At 55.7% G+C, this 15,522-nt stretch carries 12 protein-coding genes; 5 read left to right on the top strand and 7 right to left on the bottom strand.

Annotation, left to right across the window (positions count from 1 at the left end; translation table 11 throughout):
- Positions 1-16 precede the first annotated feature (16 nt).
- The 4 genes from FHR98_RS08540 to FHR98_RS08525 all read right to left on the bottom strand — a co-directional run bounded on the left by FHR98_RS08540 (position 17) and on the right by FHR98_RS08525 (position 4,696).
- Positions 17-694, bottom strand: a complete 678-nt coding sequence (locus tag FHR98_RS08540) for a transglutaminase-like cysteine peptidase (RefSeq protein ID WP_183416267.1) — start codon at positions 692-694, stop codon at positions 17-19.
- A 205-nt stretch (positions 695-899) separates the two neighbouring features.
- Positions 900-2,228 (bottom strand): HlyD family type I secretion periplasmic adaptor subunit, encoded by a 1,329-nt coding sequence (locus FHR98_RS08535; RefSeq protein WP_183416266.1) that lies wholly within the window; start codon positions 2,226-2,228, stop codon positions 900-902.
- A 12-nt stretch (positions 2,229-2,240) separates the two neighbouring features.
- Positions 2,241-4,406 (bottom strand): type I secretion system permease/ATPase, encoded by a 2,166-nt coding sequence (locus FHR98_RS08530; RefSeq protein ID WP_183416265.1) that lies wholly within the window; start codon positions 4,404-4,406, stop codon positions 2,241-2,243.
- A 68-nt stretch (positions 4,407-4,474) separates the two neighbouring features.
- Positions 4,475-4,696, bottom strand: coding sequence for a hypothetical protein (locus FHR98_RS08525; RefSeq protein ID WP_183416264.1), 222 nt, complete (start codon positions 4,694-4,696; stop codon positions 4,475-4,477).
- A gap of 182 nt (positions 4,697-4,878) precedes the next feature.
- Here FHR98_RS08525 and FHR98_RS08520 point away from each other — a divergent pair, with 182 nt between their 5' ends.
- Positions 4,879-5,100 carry a hypothetical protein gene (locus tag FHR98_RS08520; protein ID WP_183416263.1) on the top strand — a complete coding sequence of 74 codons (222 nt, stop codon included), beginning with the start codon at positions 4,879-4,881 and terminating at the stop codon, positions 5,098-5,100.
- A 194-nt stretch (positions 5,101-5,294) separates the two neighbouring features.
- On the opposite strand, the gene FHR98_RS08515 is transcribed toward FHR98_RS08520, so the two are convergent.
- Entirely contained in the window at positions 5,295-8,936 is a 3,642-nt protein-coding gene (locus FHR98_RS08515; protein WP_183416262.1) for a cadherin-like domain-containing protein, read from the bottom strand.
- A 140-nt stretch (positions 8,937-9,076) separates the two neighbouring features.
- Between FHR98_RS08515 and FHR98_RS08510 the strand changes: the two genes are divergently transcribed.
- Complete coding sequence (locus tag FHR98_RS08510; RefSeq protein WP_322091232.1) at positions 9,077-9,835, top strand: ribbon-helix-helix domain-containing protein; 759 nt, start codon at positions 9,077-9,079, stop codon at positions 9,833-9,835.
- Positions 9,836-9,893: 58 nt separating this feature from the next.
- Here the strand turns inward: FHR98_RS08510 and FHR98_RS08505 are convergent, their stop codons facing one another.
- Positions 9,894-10,226 (bottom strand): hypothetical protein, encoded by a 333-nt coding sequence (locus FHR98_RS08505; protein ID WP_183416260.1) that lies wholly within the window; start codon positions 10,224-10,226, stop codon positions 9,894-9,896.
- A gap of 17 nt (positions 10,227-10,243) precedes the next feature.
- Entirely contained in the window at positions 10,244-11,605 is a 1,362-nt protein-coding gene (locus FHR98_RS08500; protein WP_183416259.1) for a TolC family outer membrane protein, read from the bottom strand.
- Between the two features lie 569 nt (positions 11,606-12,174).
- Here FHR98_RS08500 and FHR98_RS08495 point away from each other — a divergent pair.
- The 3 genes from FHR98_RS08495 to FHR98_RS08485 all read left to right on the top strand — a co-directional run bounded on the left by FHR98_RS08495 (position 12,175) and on the right by FHR98_RS08485 (position 15,521).
- Complete coding sequence (locus FHR98_RS08495; RefSeq protein WP_183416258.1) at positions 12,175-13,338, top strand: TRAP transporter substrate-binding protein; 1,164 nt, start codon at positions 12,175-12,177, stop codon at positions 13,336-13,338.
- Between the two features lie 168 nt (positions 13,339-13,506).
- A complete protein-coding gene (locus tag FHR98_RS08490; RefSeq protein ID WP_183416257.1) occupies positions 13,507-14,148 on the top strand; it encodes a TRAP transporter small permease subunit in 642 nt (213 codons plus the stop codon).
- Positions 14,145-15,521 (top strand): TRAP transporter large permease, encoded by a 1,377-nt coding sequence (locus FHR98_RS08485; protein ID WP_183416256.1) that lies wholly within the window; start codon positions 14,145-14,147, stop codon positions 15,519-15,521. The genes FHR98_RS08490 and FHR98_RS08485 overlap by 4 nt, the downstream gene beginning before the upstream one ends.
- Position 15,522 lies beyond the last annotated feature (1 nt).

The raw sequence follows: 15,522 nt of genomic DNA, 5'->3' as shown, positions 1-15,522 counted from the left end.
GCGCCGGTCGGATTCATCAATTTCGCGTGATCCAGACCTGATCGACAAACGTCACCATGCGCGCCTGGAACCCACTCGCTTCGATTTCCTGCACCTTCGGCTCGTTGATATCGACCGCAAGGACGCGGTCTCCATCGAAAATCGCGAGAATGGCGTGTGCTCGACCGTATTTGTCATAACCAATGGCCAAGCCGACTTCTGAAGGTGGCACTCCCGCGGCCAAAGCTAGCGAGAGACCCAAGATTGCTTGGTCTTCACAGTCGCCCGCCATTGCGGCTAGCGTTTCCTCCGGTGTTTGCCAAACATCACCGTCGCCATCTTCTCGATACGCCACCTTTTGCAGTCGGCGATGAATACCTTCTGCCAACGCCCCAAGGGTGACGGCTTTCTTTCTCTCGACGAGATGCCCCCATCTGCTCCACGAGCGCGTGTGCTGCGACCGAGCGAGCGCTACGCGTCCTCTCCCGACCGATTTCAGGTCCGTTCTTACCCGGCTCCATTTCGGCACCATATCCGTCGACAAGCTGACGAGATTCCCTAGCGCAGCATGTCGAAAGGATGCCGCGCCGGCGATCGAGTTGGAAGCAGCCATGGTATCGACCGTCATAGCCAAAAGGAATATTACCGCCAGGCAGAAAGACGGAATTCTCAGAAATTGTTTCGTGAAGGGGTGAAATATCGGGTCGGAATTCATCTGCTTTTCCTTCGTACTGAAGACGCCGCATTTGGCGTAAGCAGATGAACCTTAGTAATACGATGTTAAATCGCCGTTAATAGTTAGATTTGTAATACACTTATACTATAACTATAGACTTATTTTATTAAATTTTTATATGTTACTCATAAAAAAGGCGCCGAAATGGCGCCTATTTTGTTTTGTCGTGGGTAGCTATATGGATTTACCGTTCCCGCAATGCGTCCTCTCTCCAATTCACGATTGGATTGCTGAGGTACTCTAAGACCGACTTCCGGCCGGTTAGGATATCCACCTGAGCCGTCATTCCCGGTATTATTGGCAAGACCTCGCCGTCTTTCTCGAGGTAGTTCTTGTTGGTGCGTACATAGACTTTAAAGAAACTTCTACCTTCCTGATCGACAATCGTGTCGGCACTGATTCGCTCTACGGTGCCAACCAATCCGCCATAGACGGAAAAATCATACGCCGTCATTTTGACGGCCGCATTTTGTTCGGGGTGAAGGAACGCGATATCCTTCGGCGTGATTTCCGCCTCGACCAACAGAGTATCGTCGAGCGGAACAATCTCCATGATCGTCTCACCAGGACGAACAACGCCACCCAACGTAGTCTTATAGAGCTGCTTGATGGTGCCACGAACGGGTGCACGTACCTCGGTCCGCTGTACCCGGTCCTGCTCAGCATTGATCTGAGACGCAATAGACTTCAAATCGACACGCTGCTCATTGAGTTGGGCCAAGGCATCGCTCCTGAAGCCCAAAACGGCTTCTACCACCCGTTCTCGCGCTTCTTTGGCATTGCTCTCGGCCCGTTCGATGGAGCGCTCAACGGTCGTCGCTTCTCCTGACAGGGAGGCGACTTCTTTCTCGAGCCTCAGCACATCGACTTGGGAGACGATTCCCCGGCTGGCAAGAGGGCGCAGCATGGATAGTTCACGACGGGCCGGCGAAAGGGTCGCCGTAACGGCATCATGCCTGGCCTTCAACTCAATGATCTCGCGATCCACCGAGTCAGCTGCTGTTTGCAGCACTTGCAAGCCGGCGTTCAACTGATCCTGACGGGCGTTGAAGAGACGCAGTTCCTGGGCAACCATCTCCGGTGCCTCGGCAATTACCTCTTTGGGAAAAGTGGGTGCTTCCTTACCCGACACCTCAGCCTCCAGCCGCGCCGTGGAAGCAAGTAGGCTGTAGTATCGCGTGTAGGCATTGGCAAAGGCGCTCTGCGCTATCTCGTTACGTATCGTCACCAACAGATCGCCGGGTGACACGATATCGCCTTCCGACACGTGTAGTCCGTCGATAATGCCGCCTTCGAGATTTTGGATCACTTGGGTGCGGCTCGAAGGAATAACCGTCGCAGTACCCCGCGTGACCTCTTCGAGAACGGCCCTATCCGCCCAAACAAAGAATGTAACCAGTGCTGCAACCGTCAGCAGACTCAGGATGTAGGCAAAGCGGCTTCCCGAGCGGGCGGCGCGCTCCTCCATCAAGGCTAGGTCGATCAATTCGTCGGCTTCATGCCCGCGTGTCATGCTTTGGCTTCCCTACTCCGCCGCCTTCACTTTTCCCTGGTTCAGGTCTTGTAAAACCTTTTCTTTCGGTCCGTCCGCCACGATACGACCCGCGTCGATGACGATCAGTCTGTCCACCAGTGAAAGCAACGAAGTGCGATGGGTTATGATGATAAGTGTCTTGTCCTTGGTGTACTCGGTCAACCGCTCACGCAACCGAGCCTCCGAACCTTGATCCATTTGGCTCGTCGGTTCATCGAGTATGAGAATCGACGGATCGAGCACCAGTGCCCTCGCTAGCGCAATCGTTTGCCGTTGTCCGCCGGACAAGGAGGCGCCGCGCTCGCCCACCGGGGTTTCGTAACCGTCAGGGAACTGCCGCACAAACTCGGAGACACCGGAGACATCCGCCGCCCGGTGGATCGCTTCCTCATCTGCAAGCGGTGCGCCAATCCCAATGTTTTCTCTGATCGATCCGGAGAAGAGAAAATTCTCCTGCCCGACATAGCCGACATAGCGCCGCAAGTCCGCGGGGTTGTACTGCGCCAGATCGATGCCGTTGAGCGAGATGCTGCCCTCTTCGGGGTCATAAAGGCCGACCATCATCCGAGCAACCGTACTCTTGCCTGAACCGATGCGCCCCAATATTGCGACCTTCTCGCCCGGGCGGATGCGGCAACTCACGCCATTGAGCGCCTGACGCTTGGCGTCGGGATAACTGAAGACGACCTGGCGCATGTCCAACCCGCCTTCTTCCAGGATCGATGAAAGGCGCCCGGCGCCGTAATCTTCAAATTCCAATTTCATGAAGGCATTCAGCCGCTTCAAGGAAGACAGTGACTGCTGAAGCCGCAACAGCATGTTCGACATCATGCCAAGCGGGGCCAGCGACCGACCGGTCAGAATGGTAGCGGCGACCAGAGCACCGACGGAGACTTGATTGTCTTTGATCAGATAGACGCCCCAGACGATGATGACAACCGTCGCCATCTGCACCGAAAACTGCGTAAAGGCCGTTGAAACAGTGTAGTAGAAACGTAGTTGCCGCGAGGTCTCGGAGCTTCGTTCGATGGCACGATCCCAACGATCCATGAACAGGCTTTCGGCGCCGCTCGACTTAATGGTCTCCAACCCGGCCGTCACCTCGACAATGACGCCGTGCTGCGTGCCGGCGTCCTGCAGGTTCCGCTCCGTCAACCTGCGCATCGGGATCCGGAGTAAAAGCGAGAACAACAGAACCAAAGGAAGTGCCGCCAGAGGCACGAAAGCCAAGGGACCCGAGATCAGATATATAACCAGAATGAACAACAGCACGAATGGCAGATCGACCAGCACGCTGATCGTGCTGGAAGAGAAGAACTCGCGAATGTTCTCGTATTCCCGCAAGGAGTTGGCGAAAGTTCCGACCTGTCCGAGGCGCTCTTTCAGCCGCAGCGATAAGAGCTGGCCCATTAGACGGGATCCAATCACGCTATCGGCCGTGCGCCCTGCGTGATCGATGAAATAACTGCGCAAATTGCGGAACAGGAAATCGAATGACAACGCCAGAATGACGCCTATTGCAAGCGCCCATAAGCTCGCAATAGCTTGGTTTGGCACGACCCGATCATAAACGTTCATAACGAAAAGCGGGATCGACAGTGCGAAGCAATTGATTAGGAAAGAGACGATAATGACGTGGCCGTAAACCGGCCAGAATGATCTGAGCGTTTGCCAGAACCAGCCACGGCGGCTGGCCGATGCCGCCAGTTCAAAACGGTTACCCGCCTCGCCTGCTCCACCAACCACCAGAAAGCGGCCGGTGAACGACTTGGCAAGTTCGTCACATTCGACAACCTCGGCCATTCGCGATTCTGGATTCCAAATTTGAACCCGTGTGCGGGTAATGAAACGCAGGAGAACCGAAGCCTTGCCGTCTTGCTGTTCGAGCAAACAGGGAAAGTGCCTAGGCGCTATCGCTTGAAGCTTGCGGGCCCGCGAGATACTCGCAGGCAACCCAATAGCCTTGAGGCTGCGGCCCAAGCTCTCCAAATCGTTGCGCTCACCCATATGATGACGCAATTGCAAGGGCGAAACCGGCCGACCGGCAAGCTTGGAAAGAGCGATGCCGGCACTCATGACCGGACTATCGGCGCTTTGGCCGGCTACATTCCTATCAGCATCTGCCCCAATAGCTTTCAATACGTCGGCCTGATCCATACGGAATGTTCCATCTCTCTCACATCAAGTTACAGCGTAACGTGTCATTTTGCAGTCGAGGCGCCTGCTTAATTCGCCGCATCATCACCGTCAGCCGTCAGCTCTTTCAGCAAGCGGCCTCCCTCATCGGCCAGGCCGCTCGCGAGAGTTCCGATTTCATCCAGGGCATCCCCCAGTTCCGGCTGCTCTATCCAAGAGTGACCAATTCCAAAAGCGAGAAGACCGCCAAAAATCACGGCAAGCTCGGTGGCCAACACCAACTTCTGGAATCCCAGTCGTCCAGCTCGCACGCTTCCGCCCCTTATCTCCAAATCTCACTTTCCAAGCCCAAGATAGTAAATCTTAGGCATCGTATGATTCAATTTATTTAAATATTTTTCTTTCTAAAGATGATTAGAAACACTTGATAAATGATTAATAATCAACTGTAATATACATTCAAATACGAAAATATGCACAGGGAGATGTGCAGATGACGTGTAAGTCAGTGTTGATTGCAGGAAGCATATTCCTTTGGGGATGCTCTGGGCCTGCTAACAATGATAGAGAAGCAGTTACCGCCCCTGCACCCGTGAAGGAGCCTTTGGTTCTGGAGCAGGGTAAGCAAACTGAGGAAAAGGTAACCTTGAAAGACATCGCTAACGATGCCGAATGGCGTCGCAAGTCCTATGAGCGTATGAAGCAAGTCAACTAACGCTCTACGCTTTGTAACCAAGAAAAAGGCTCCAACATTGGAGCCTTTTCTTTTTCTTCTTGTACGATCTCTACGGCACAGTCTTTCCTGACACCCCTCACCCCTGATAGCGAAAAAGGCCGGCTCCCCTATTGGGAAAACCGGCCTTCTCGACTTGAACCCTTGGCTGACCTGCCGAGGGCGAGGAAAGAACCTTATACCAGCGAATTCGCGCTGACGTTGTCCGCCAGATCCGCCGCTGCATTGCCCGTGCTGTTGAAGAGGCTTGCGCCATCGAGGATGGCCACCTGCACAGCCGGCCCGCCGTCGGCGCTGACGCTGACCACGTAGTCATTGATTGCGTCACCGTTGACGTCGGCACTGCCGTCGAAGCTGACAAAGCCCGCCGGATCGGTGAAGAGCTCGGAGACATCAAGGAAGTCGCCGGTGCCGGCCGGGTCGCTGACATCGAAGCCGTAGATCGTATCGACCCCATCGCCGACGCCGATGACCACCGTGTCGGAGGCATTGTCATTGGTCGAGGCATCGACACCGAGAGTGATCTCGTCGTCGCCACCCTGGCCAACAAAGGTATCCGCACCCGCAAAACCGGTGATGAGATCAGCCAGGCTGCCGCCCACCAGATGGTCTTCACCACTCGTTCCGTTGATTTGGGCAATCCCATCGCCGTTTCCATCAACGGTGATGGTCAAGGGCGAGGTTGCACTGTCGCCATCCCGGTCGGTGCTGACCACGTCGAATTGGAACGTCTGGTCACTGGCGGCATCGGACTCGATGATGCCCAAGCCCACGACCTTCAGGTTCGTGCTGCCGGAGGAGCCGATGATCAGAATCTGATCGATGCCATCAGGATAGTTTGCTGGGTCAAGGCCGACGATATCGAGCGCCACGTCACCGCCGAGCGGTGAACCCGCCGTTGCGGTGCCCTCATCCAGCACGACGCCGTCTTTCAGTACTTTAATGATCAGGTCTTCACCGGCGCTCCACTGCGAAACAACAATCGTGGAAATATCGGCGATGGTTACCGGAATTGGCGTCGTATCACCGATAACCGTGGTGTCGCCAAGACTTGCCGGATCGGCGAACTTGATACTGAGCGCCTCATTGGTGTTCACGTTGTTGTTGAACACGCCAACACCCTGCCCAGAAACGTTCGCGCCGTCACTATCAGCAATGAAGGCTGCACCGCCATTATTCGTAATGTCCTTGTCGCCCTCGAAGATCAGGCCGAAATCACCAACAATGTTCTCGTACGCGGGCGCATGCGGACCGGAGTTCGGTAGATTGGTCAATGACAGCAAGGTTTCGACCGGCGGCAGGATATTCACCACCTCGAAACTGTATGTGCCATCGCTGAACACCGTCAGTTCGAATTCGGAGCCGTTATCGCCCGTAATGGTGGTCGAGTAGGATCCGTCCAGATTCTCCGAGACCGCACTGGCCGTGAAGCCGGTCGGCAGACCCGTCACCGTGAGACCACCTACGGCACCGTCGTCTGCACCGAACTGCAGTCCCATATCACCGTTGTAGGTTCCCGGCGCATTGTCCGCCAACAGGAAGTCGGCGCTCGGGATCGGCATGTCGTCTTCGATGGTCACCGTCAGGGTGCCAGTCGCACTGCCGCCGTTGCCATCGGAAACCAGCACGCCGACGTTGAAGTCGAGGTCGTCTTCGATCGCACCATTTGCGTGATCCACCGGACCGTCAATCGCCACCGTATATGCGCCGGTATTGTCGATCGTGATAGTGATCGTCGTGCCGCCACCGGTGCCGGTCAAAGTCTGCGTGCCAACGCCGCTCCAGTTTATATCCACGCCATCGACCGTCAGGAACCCGTCTGCCGGCGCGCTGTTGAAGACGACCGTCAAGGCATCGCCATCCGGGTCGCTAACGGTAAAGGAACCGTTGGCCGTGATTGAGTCGGTGGTATCGTCCGTGCCGACCGTGTCCGGAATACCGCCGGGCAATCCCTCTTCCGAGACGACTGCGGTCGCCGTTGCGGAAATGGACGGGCCGTCGTTCACACCGTTGATGACGATGGTCACCGTCGCCGTGTCCGTGCCGCCGTTGCCGTCGCTGATTGTGTAGGTGAAGCTCTCGCTCGTCGACTCACCCACGCCCAGGCTCTCGTAACCGCCGTTCGGGTCAAAGCTGTAGGTGCCGTTGGCGTTTACCGTCAGCAGGCCATTGCCCAGCGCAATCTGCGTGCCGACGTTGCCGCCGTCACCGTCAACCGCGATCACCGTCAGCGTGTCGCCGTCCGGATCGCTGTCAACGCCGTCACCGGTCTCGTCGGTCACGATGTTGCCACCCACCGGCGTATCCTCATCGGTGGAGTAGTCGTTGTCGATGGCGTCGGGAGCGTCGTTCACGCCGTTGATGACGATGGTCACCGTCGCCGTGTCCGTGCCGCCGTTGCCGTCGCTGATCGTGTAGGTGAAGCTCTCGCTGGTCGACTCACCCACGCCCAGGCTCTCGTAGCCGCCGTTCGGGTCAAAGCTGTAGGTGCCGTTGGCGTTTACCGTCAGCAGGCCATTGCCCAACGCGATCTGCGTGCCGACGTTGCCGCCGTCACCATCAACCGCGATCACCGTCAAAGTGTCGTTCTCGGGATCGCTATCGACGCCGTCACCGGTCTCGTCGGTCACGATGTTGCCACCCACCGGCGTATCCTCATCGGTCGAATAGTCGTTGTCGATGGCGTCGGGAGCGTCGTTCACGCCGTTGATGACGATGGTCACCGTCGCCGTGTCCGTGCCGCCGTTGCCGTCGCTGATCGTGTAGGTGAAGCTCTCGCTGGTCGACTCACCCACGCCCAGGCTCTCGTAGCCGCCGTTCGGGTCAAAGCTGTAGGTGCCGTTGGCGTTTACCGTCAGCAGGCCATTGCCCAACGCGATCTGCGTGCCGACGTTGCCGCCGTCACCGTCAACCGCGATCACCGTCAGCGTGTCGCCGTCCGGATCGCTGTCAACGCCGTCACCGGTCTCGTCGGTCACGATGTTGCCGTTGATGGGATTGTCTTCGTCCGCCACGTAGTCGTTATCGATAGCATCGGGCGGCAAGTTGACCGGCAGCTCTTCCTCAGGCAGCGGAAGCTGGTCGTCGATGGGCAAAGGCGGAACGCCCTGGTCCTCATGCTCCGGGCCCAACAAATTCAACGGATTCTCACCCGCCAACAGCGTCGTTCCGGGGGTTTCGAATTCACCGCCGCCGCCCTGTGGGTTATCACTCGGCTGCGGCGTCGTCAGATCCGTCGGCGCGGCCGGTCCGGCAGCAGGCTGAATTGCCAGCGCCGCGATAAGATCGCCAGACAGCGGGCTACCGTCCGCGAGAAGCGTGAAAGGCGTAAACTCGCTGCCGGGAGTTGGCGCGAAATAATTCTCCAATACGATCTGGCCGCCATCGGCAAACACCAAAATCAGGTTATCGCCATCAATCTGAATCGTTGCGGAAGCCGGGTCGAAGTTGAAGACGAAAGCCTGGTTTGGTTCGACGAGAAGACTGATGGTCTCACCAGCCGCCGGTTGCTCGATCGTCTGCGCCGTTTCAAGCCGGGCACCGACTTCTGCGGGAACCAGTTCCGTGCCATCAGCAAGAATGATTGAACCGACGCCTAAAGGCGCGTCGACCACATAGTCCTCGACAATGATCATACCGCCATTGGCAAAAGTAATCACAAGGTCGTTGCCTTCGATCGAAAAAGTCGCTTGATCGATATTGAAATTGAACTGCAACGGTTGATCCGAGAGTTCAACCCGAATGACCTCTCCAGCAGCTGGCGGCGTCAATATGAGGGCCGTTTCACTCTGAGCGATCTGTGTCAACTTTTCCGACATCTTCTTATCTCCCGTTTCGGGCGCGCTGCGCACACCTCTCCCACAGTCTTAATTTGTATTCGACGACACTTTGACGTGGAATCGGAAGGCGGACAATACTTTGTTTACTAAATGCGACATAATATATTATGCTTGTTTAAATGAATTTTATCGATCGGACTGATATGGCTAACTCCGTGACAGTGCCCCCCAAAGCAACTCCCCCGGACAGGGGCGGGTTTCCTCACGCAGCACCGCAGCGTGCCCCGGTCCGCTCCTTAACGACGCGCACGCGGACGTTACAATTCAGGAAAAAGCGAACCTCCATTCGTCTGGAAGAAGTTTTTTGGGAGTACCTCGAAGAGGTGGCAAGGATTGAGAAGCGGCAACTTGGTCCGCTCATTGGCCGTATGAGCAGGGATTATGTGAGCGGCAATCTGACGGCTTACCTCAGAGGCGTTTGCATGCTCGACTGTCTGGCCCGCCTTGCATTCGGCAGTATGGAAGGAAGTTCGCTCAAGAAAGCCAGCAAGAAAGATGAGCCGTCATCCGAGGTTCTTGACGTATTTCACCTGACCCCCTGCCCCGGCGTTCTTCTTTCGGCGCAGGCAACGATTCTAGACTGCAACGCATCTGTTCTGAATTGGCTAGGACGTGAACGAAGGACGTTGGTCGGCGCGGATTTGGGGTCATTGCTACGGCTGCAAATGGGCCAATCCTTCGCCCGCTTCTGGGATGGCTTGGTGACCGGCCAGACGGAACTTTCAGTCCGCCAGGCGCTTGTGCTTCTGCCAGGCAAATTAACCGCAACGGAAATCAGTTTCATCCGCTTGCAGCGTCGGGCGGAAACGCCGCCGAATTACATTGCCTGGTTTGCACCACCAAAAGCTGCCGCGCGTGTCCCAGCGCTCGGCGCCTGATCCGCAACTGAGAACATTAACTAAGGTGAAACAAGGAAACAGGTGTGAGAACGCTATCTCAGCCAGTTGTGCCGTGTTGAGCGAGAAGGGACAGATCCATCCCATCTTCGTAATAGAGTGTAATTCCGTTGTCGAAACGGACAAAATTGTAGCCATCTACATCGAAACCGGCGCTCGTCGTATGCGCTTCAGCCAAGCCTGTCGCCGAAATGGACGCGCTGGCGGTGATGGTAAGATGCGCTCCCGCGGTTTCCGCCACAACGATCTCACCTTGGGCGTCAGCAATTAGGTCGCCAAGGTCCAGCACCCAAGTGTCGGCAGGCGCCGGAGCATTCGCATCCGGCGCCTCGCCTCCAAACAAATCCAGGGAATTGCTCGCCTGGTCAGCCAATAGGACCCGCCTTTCGACTACTCAACTAAGATAGTGTCTTCAAACGAAGGTGGCGTTTCATCGGTCGTCGCTGGCGCGGCAACATCGACCGACCTGAGCAAACCACCCGTCAGCGCGAGGATACGATACTGCTGGAAACACTCAACCGTTTGTGAATCCACCAACTCGCTGCTGACCACGAAGACTTCGTTTTCCGCATCCAGCACATCAAGGAGCGTTCGATTGCCGACGCGGAACTGTTCACGGTAGGCATCACGGGTTGCCCGCGACGAGCCAACGGCGTCAGTCAACAGTCCGGTGCGGCGTTGCGATGCACGCAGCGCGTTCCACGATTGCCGGGTTTCTTCCTCAGCCTGCAGCAACGCGACGCTGCGTTCGAACTTCGATTGTCCAAGACGCGCCACCGCTTCACGTTTACCAGCAACGTCGCGACCGCCGCTGTAAAGATTCCAGCGCATCATCAGCATGACGCGATTATCCCACTCCCAGGTCTCCGCACCGTCTTGGTCGTCGCGGTAGGTTGAACTCGCCTCAACCGACAACCGCGGATAAAGCGGAGACTCAGAAAGGTCGACACGGGCGTCGTTGGCCTCCACGTCGGCATCCAAAGCCCTCAATGTCGGGTTCTGGGCAATTAATTGAGCCAACGTTTCGGCTTCACCCGGGGGTATGCTGCCGGTCGGACAGCCCGGGGCGTCAAGCGCAGGTGGCAGCTCACCGACGAGCGCCGTATAGGAGGCGCGAGCATCCTGAAGGCTGTTCTCCGTATCCTCGACGACGGAACGGGCGCGCAACAAACGCGCTTCCGTCTGGTCGATGTCGGCACGATTGCCTACGCCGCCACTGCCCCGCTGGCGCAAGGAATCGAGGATTGCCTCGTGAATCCGAGCGTTCTCCTCGGCCAAAGCCAACAAGTTCTGTGCACGGACGACGTTGAGGTAGGATTCAGTCACATCCAGCGCCAAAAATTCCGAAGTCTCATAGACCCTGCGGCTGGCCGCCTTGAACCGTGCTTTATCGCGAGCGACTAGGCTGTCGGTCTCGAAGCCATCGAACAAACGCTGCTGGAGAATAATGCCGTATTCCTCCGGCTGCATCGTGCTGTAGTCGTCTGTTCCGGAACTCCGGGTGATCGAATCGTTGATCGACGCGACACCTATGCCCGCGGTCGCATCAACCTGTGGCAGATAGAATGAACGGGATTGACGCAACTCGTAATTGACTGCCTCCCGGTTGCTGTCTGCTGCTTTAATGCGTGGATTAAAACCCAATGCCTGAGCAATCGCCTCACTCAGCGTTGCACTCTGCGCGCCGGTTGCTCCCATACCCACGAGCAACGCTACGGCTGCGGCAGATACTCTGTAAAATTGCTTTTTCACGTCTCATTCCCCTTGTTAGGTTGCCAGAACCTTACAAAACGATACATAGCGCTGATTTTTGTATCAAGCGATTAACGAAGACCTACGACTAGCGATAATTCCGTCTATGTCCCGGCATACGAAGGATATTTCCGAACAAATTTTGCGTTTTAACGACGCACACCGGTGCTTAGCATTGATGCCGGTATCTTCATGTTTCTACAGGAAAATTATGACAAATACATCACGCGCGACTGGTCATCTTGTCCAGAACAGCTGTTAAATGATTTCGCCATTTTTCAAGGTTTTTCATCATCTATTGGGTAACAGCTAACAGCCCGCATCAATTCAATTATTAGAATTGTTGCTTTTTTGCCACAGCACAAGAACGCAAATATCTGCAGTCTGTGATTGGATGAAAGGTTATTTCGCCCCTGCGATAATCATCACTTTCGATTTATGCCATGTACTTTGACTTGCAGTCCTAGATACCACCCCCTACGCTGTTTTTCTGTAAGCAGAGTTGTGACCCGTCATTAAGCAAAAAAAGAACGGGCTGGCTCTTAACGCACGCATTTCGGGAGGAAAGCATGACAAAGGTCTCCGAAAAGAAGGTTAAGGTTTCAGAAGAAAAGGCTCAAACGCCAGATCGTCGTAAGTTTCTAAAGGGCGCTGGCGTTGCCGGTGCAGCCGCTGCCGCCAGCATCGCATTTCCGCAGGTTTCACGGGCTCAGACCGTAACGTTGCGCATGCAAGGTGCCTGGGGTGCGGCGGATATTTTCAATGAAATGGCGCAAGAATACGTCAAGCGCGTCGAGGATATGGCCGGTGGTCGCCTCAAGATCGAATACCTTGTATCCGGTGCGGTTGTGGCCGCGTTCCAGGTCCAAGACGCCGTTCATAATGGTGTTCTGGATGGCGGGCACCAAGTTACCGCTTACTGGTACGGCAAGCATAAAGCAGCATCCCTCTTTGGAACCGGTCCTGTGTTCGGCGCCAGCGCCTCGCAAATTCTGGCCTGGATTCACAAGGGCGGCGGTAAAGAGCTATACAGAGAGCTGGTGCAGGATATCCTCGGCTTGAACCTTGTTGGGTTCTTCTGCATGCCGATGCCGACTCAGCCGCTTGGTTGGTTTAAGAAGGAAATCAAGAGCGCAGACGATCTCCAAGGCCTCAAGTATCGTACCGTTGGCTTGGCTACGGACATCATGCAGGGTATGGGCCTGCAGGTGACTCAGTTGCCGGGCGGCGAAATCGTGCCAGCCCTGGAGCGTGGCGTTATCGAAGCCTTTGAGTACAACAACCCGACGTCCGATAGCCGGTTTGGCGCTCAGGACGTTTCGAAGACCTACATGATGGGTTCTTACCACCAAGCTGCAGAATTCTTCGAAATCATCTTCAACAAGGCACGCTTTGAATCTCTGCCGGAAGAGCACCAGAAGATTCTTGAGTATTCGGCTGAAGCAGCCAACACCTCAAACTATGCAACGGCCATGGATAACTACTCGAACGATCTGCAGAAGCTGATCAACGAGGCTGGTGTCAAGGTGCACCGCACGCCGGATTCCGTGATGGCGGCACAGCTAGCGTCTTGGGATAAGGTTCTTGAAGAATTGAACAAGGACGCTTTCTTCAAGAAAGTTGTGGACTCCCAGCGCGAATGGTCACATCGGGTCGCCTTCTACGATCTGATCAACTCAGCAGACTATAAGCTGGCCTTCAAACATTACTTCCCGGGTGAGATTAACTTCTGATCCTGGAGTAATGAGCTAAATCGCATAACGCTGATAGGGCGGCGCTCCGGTGCCGCCCTTAAGCACCCGTGAATGCTCGTATTCTGGATTGTCGTTGGAACGCTCCAAAGCTTAGCCAGAAGCGGCGCATTACGAACACCACCCGACAACGCGAACGGATGGGAACGCATGCGTGATTTCCTTTTCTCAATCGACAAATTCAGCGCCTGGACAGGCAAGGCATTCGCTTGGTGTGTCTTGGTAATGACCTTGGGCGTAAGCTACGAGATTATTGTTCGGAAGCTCTTCCGAGCCCCAACGGCCTGGGCATTTGATCTGAGTTACATCATGTACGGGGCGCTGTTTTTGATGGCGGGCGCCTACACGTTGTCTCGGAACGGCCACGTTCGCGGCGATGTTATTTTCAGACTCCTGAAGCCCAGAGTTCAGGCCATCATCGAGATAACGCTTTATTTCGTACTGTTTTTCCCTGGCATTATCGCGATGATCATCGTCGGCGCACAGTACGCCGCACAATCCTGGGGTTTCAACATGGGTACAGGCGAGGTGTCGATTAACAGCCCTGCCGGTGTCCCTATCGCACAGTTCAAATCAATCATCCCGATCGCGGCTGTCCTGCTGTTTATGCAAGGTATCGCGGAGGTCCTACGCTGCATCATTTGCATCAAGGACGGCGCGTGGCCCGATCGGCTTCATGATGTGGAGGAAATGGAAACCATGCTGCTGCACCAGCATGAAGACGTGGTTCTTGTCAGCACAGGCGGCCCAGAGATAACCGGTGACGCCGCATCGGGAGGTAAGCCGCAATGACCGACCCCCAAGTCGCGGTAATGATGTTGGCCATGTTCATCCTGGTCATTTTGCTCGGGTTTCCCATTTGTTTTACACTCATGGGTATGGGCGTCCTATTCGGTGTTTATGCCTTTTACGATCCCTCCTACATGTCATCCATACTCGATCCTGGCGTCGTGGGACGCCTCTCTTTCCTCATCACCTCGAAAACCTATGAGGTCATGTCGAGTGACGTTCTAACGGCGATACCGTTGTTCTTGTTTATGGGATATGTGGTCGAGCGGGCCAACATCGTTGCCCGCCTCTTCTATTCCATCCAGGTCGCCGCCCGTTCGATGCCCGGCTCCATGGCCGTCGCGGCCTTGGCGACCTGTGCGCTCTTTGCAACGGCGACCGGCATCATCGGTGCTGTTGTAACGCTGATGGGTTTGCTGGCATTTCCGGCCATGCTCAAGGCCAAGTACGATACCTCTTTTGCGGCGGGCGTGATCTGCGCCGGTGGTTGCCTAGGCATCTTGATCCCACCCTCGATCATGCTGATCGTTTATGCGGCTGCATCAGGCGTCTCCATCGTCCAGCTATACGCTGGTGCCATCTTCCCAGGGTTTCTGCTTGCAGGCATGTACATGATCTATGTCGTGACGCGTGCCTGGTTGAACCCCAAGCTTGCGCCTCGCCTCTCCGATGAAGAAGTCGAAGGCGTGGATAAGAAGCAGATTCTCTGGTTGATGCTCACCTCCTTCGTGCCTCTGGCACTTCTGATCCTTTCGGTTCTCGGTGCGATCCTCTTTGGATGGGCGTCGCCGTCGGAGGCGGCGGCGGCTGGTGCCTTGGGCGGCCTGGTCCTTGCCTTTGCTTATCGGGCGCTGACTTGGGAAAGACTGAGGGAGTCGGTATACCTGACAGTGAGAACGTCCGCGATGGTGTGCTGGATGTTCGTCGGTTCCTGGCTGTTCTCTTCCGTGTTCTCGGTTCTTGGCGGCGACAAACTCATCCAGGAGTTCGTGATCGGGCTGGATCTGTCTCCGATCTTCTTTCTAATTATTGCCCAGATCATCATCTTCCTGCTTGGTTGGCCGCTCGAGTGGTCGGAGATCATTATTATTTTCGTGCCGATCTTCCTGCCCCTGGTCCACTATTTTGAGATCGATCCACTGTTTTTCGGGATACTGGTCGCGCTTAACCTTCAAACGTCGTTCTTGACCCCGCCCATGGCGATGTCCGCTTACTACCTGAAAGGTGTCGCGCCGCCGCACGTGGAGCTGGTCCATATATTCAAGGGTGTGATGCCCTATCTCGCTTTGGTGCTGATTTGTATGGTTCTGCTTTATGTTTTCCCAGGCATCGCGCTTTGGCTGCCCAACACTGTCTACTCGACGGGCGGAGGCTGAT

This window comes from Limibacillus halophilus, from assembly GCF_014191775.1.
GTDB lineage: Bacteria > Pseudomonadota > Alphaproteobacteria > Kiloniellales > CECT-8803 > Limibacillus > Limibacillus halophilus.
This window is presented reverse-complemented; position numbering and strand designations above follow the sequence as displayed.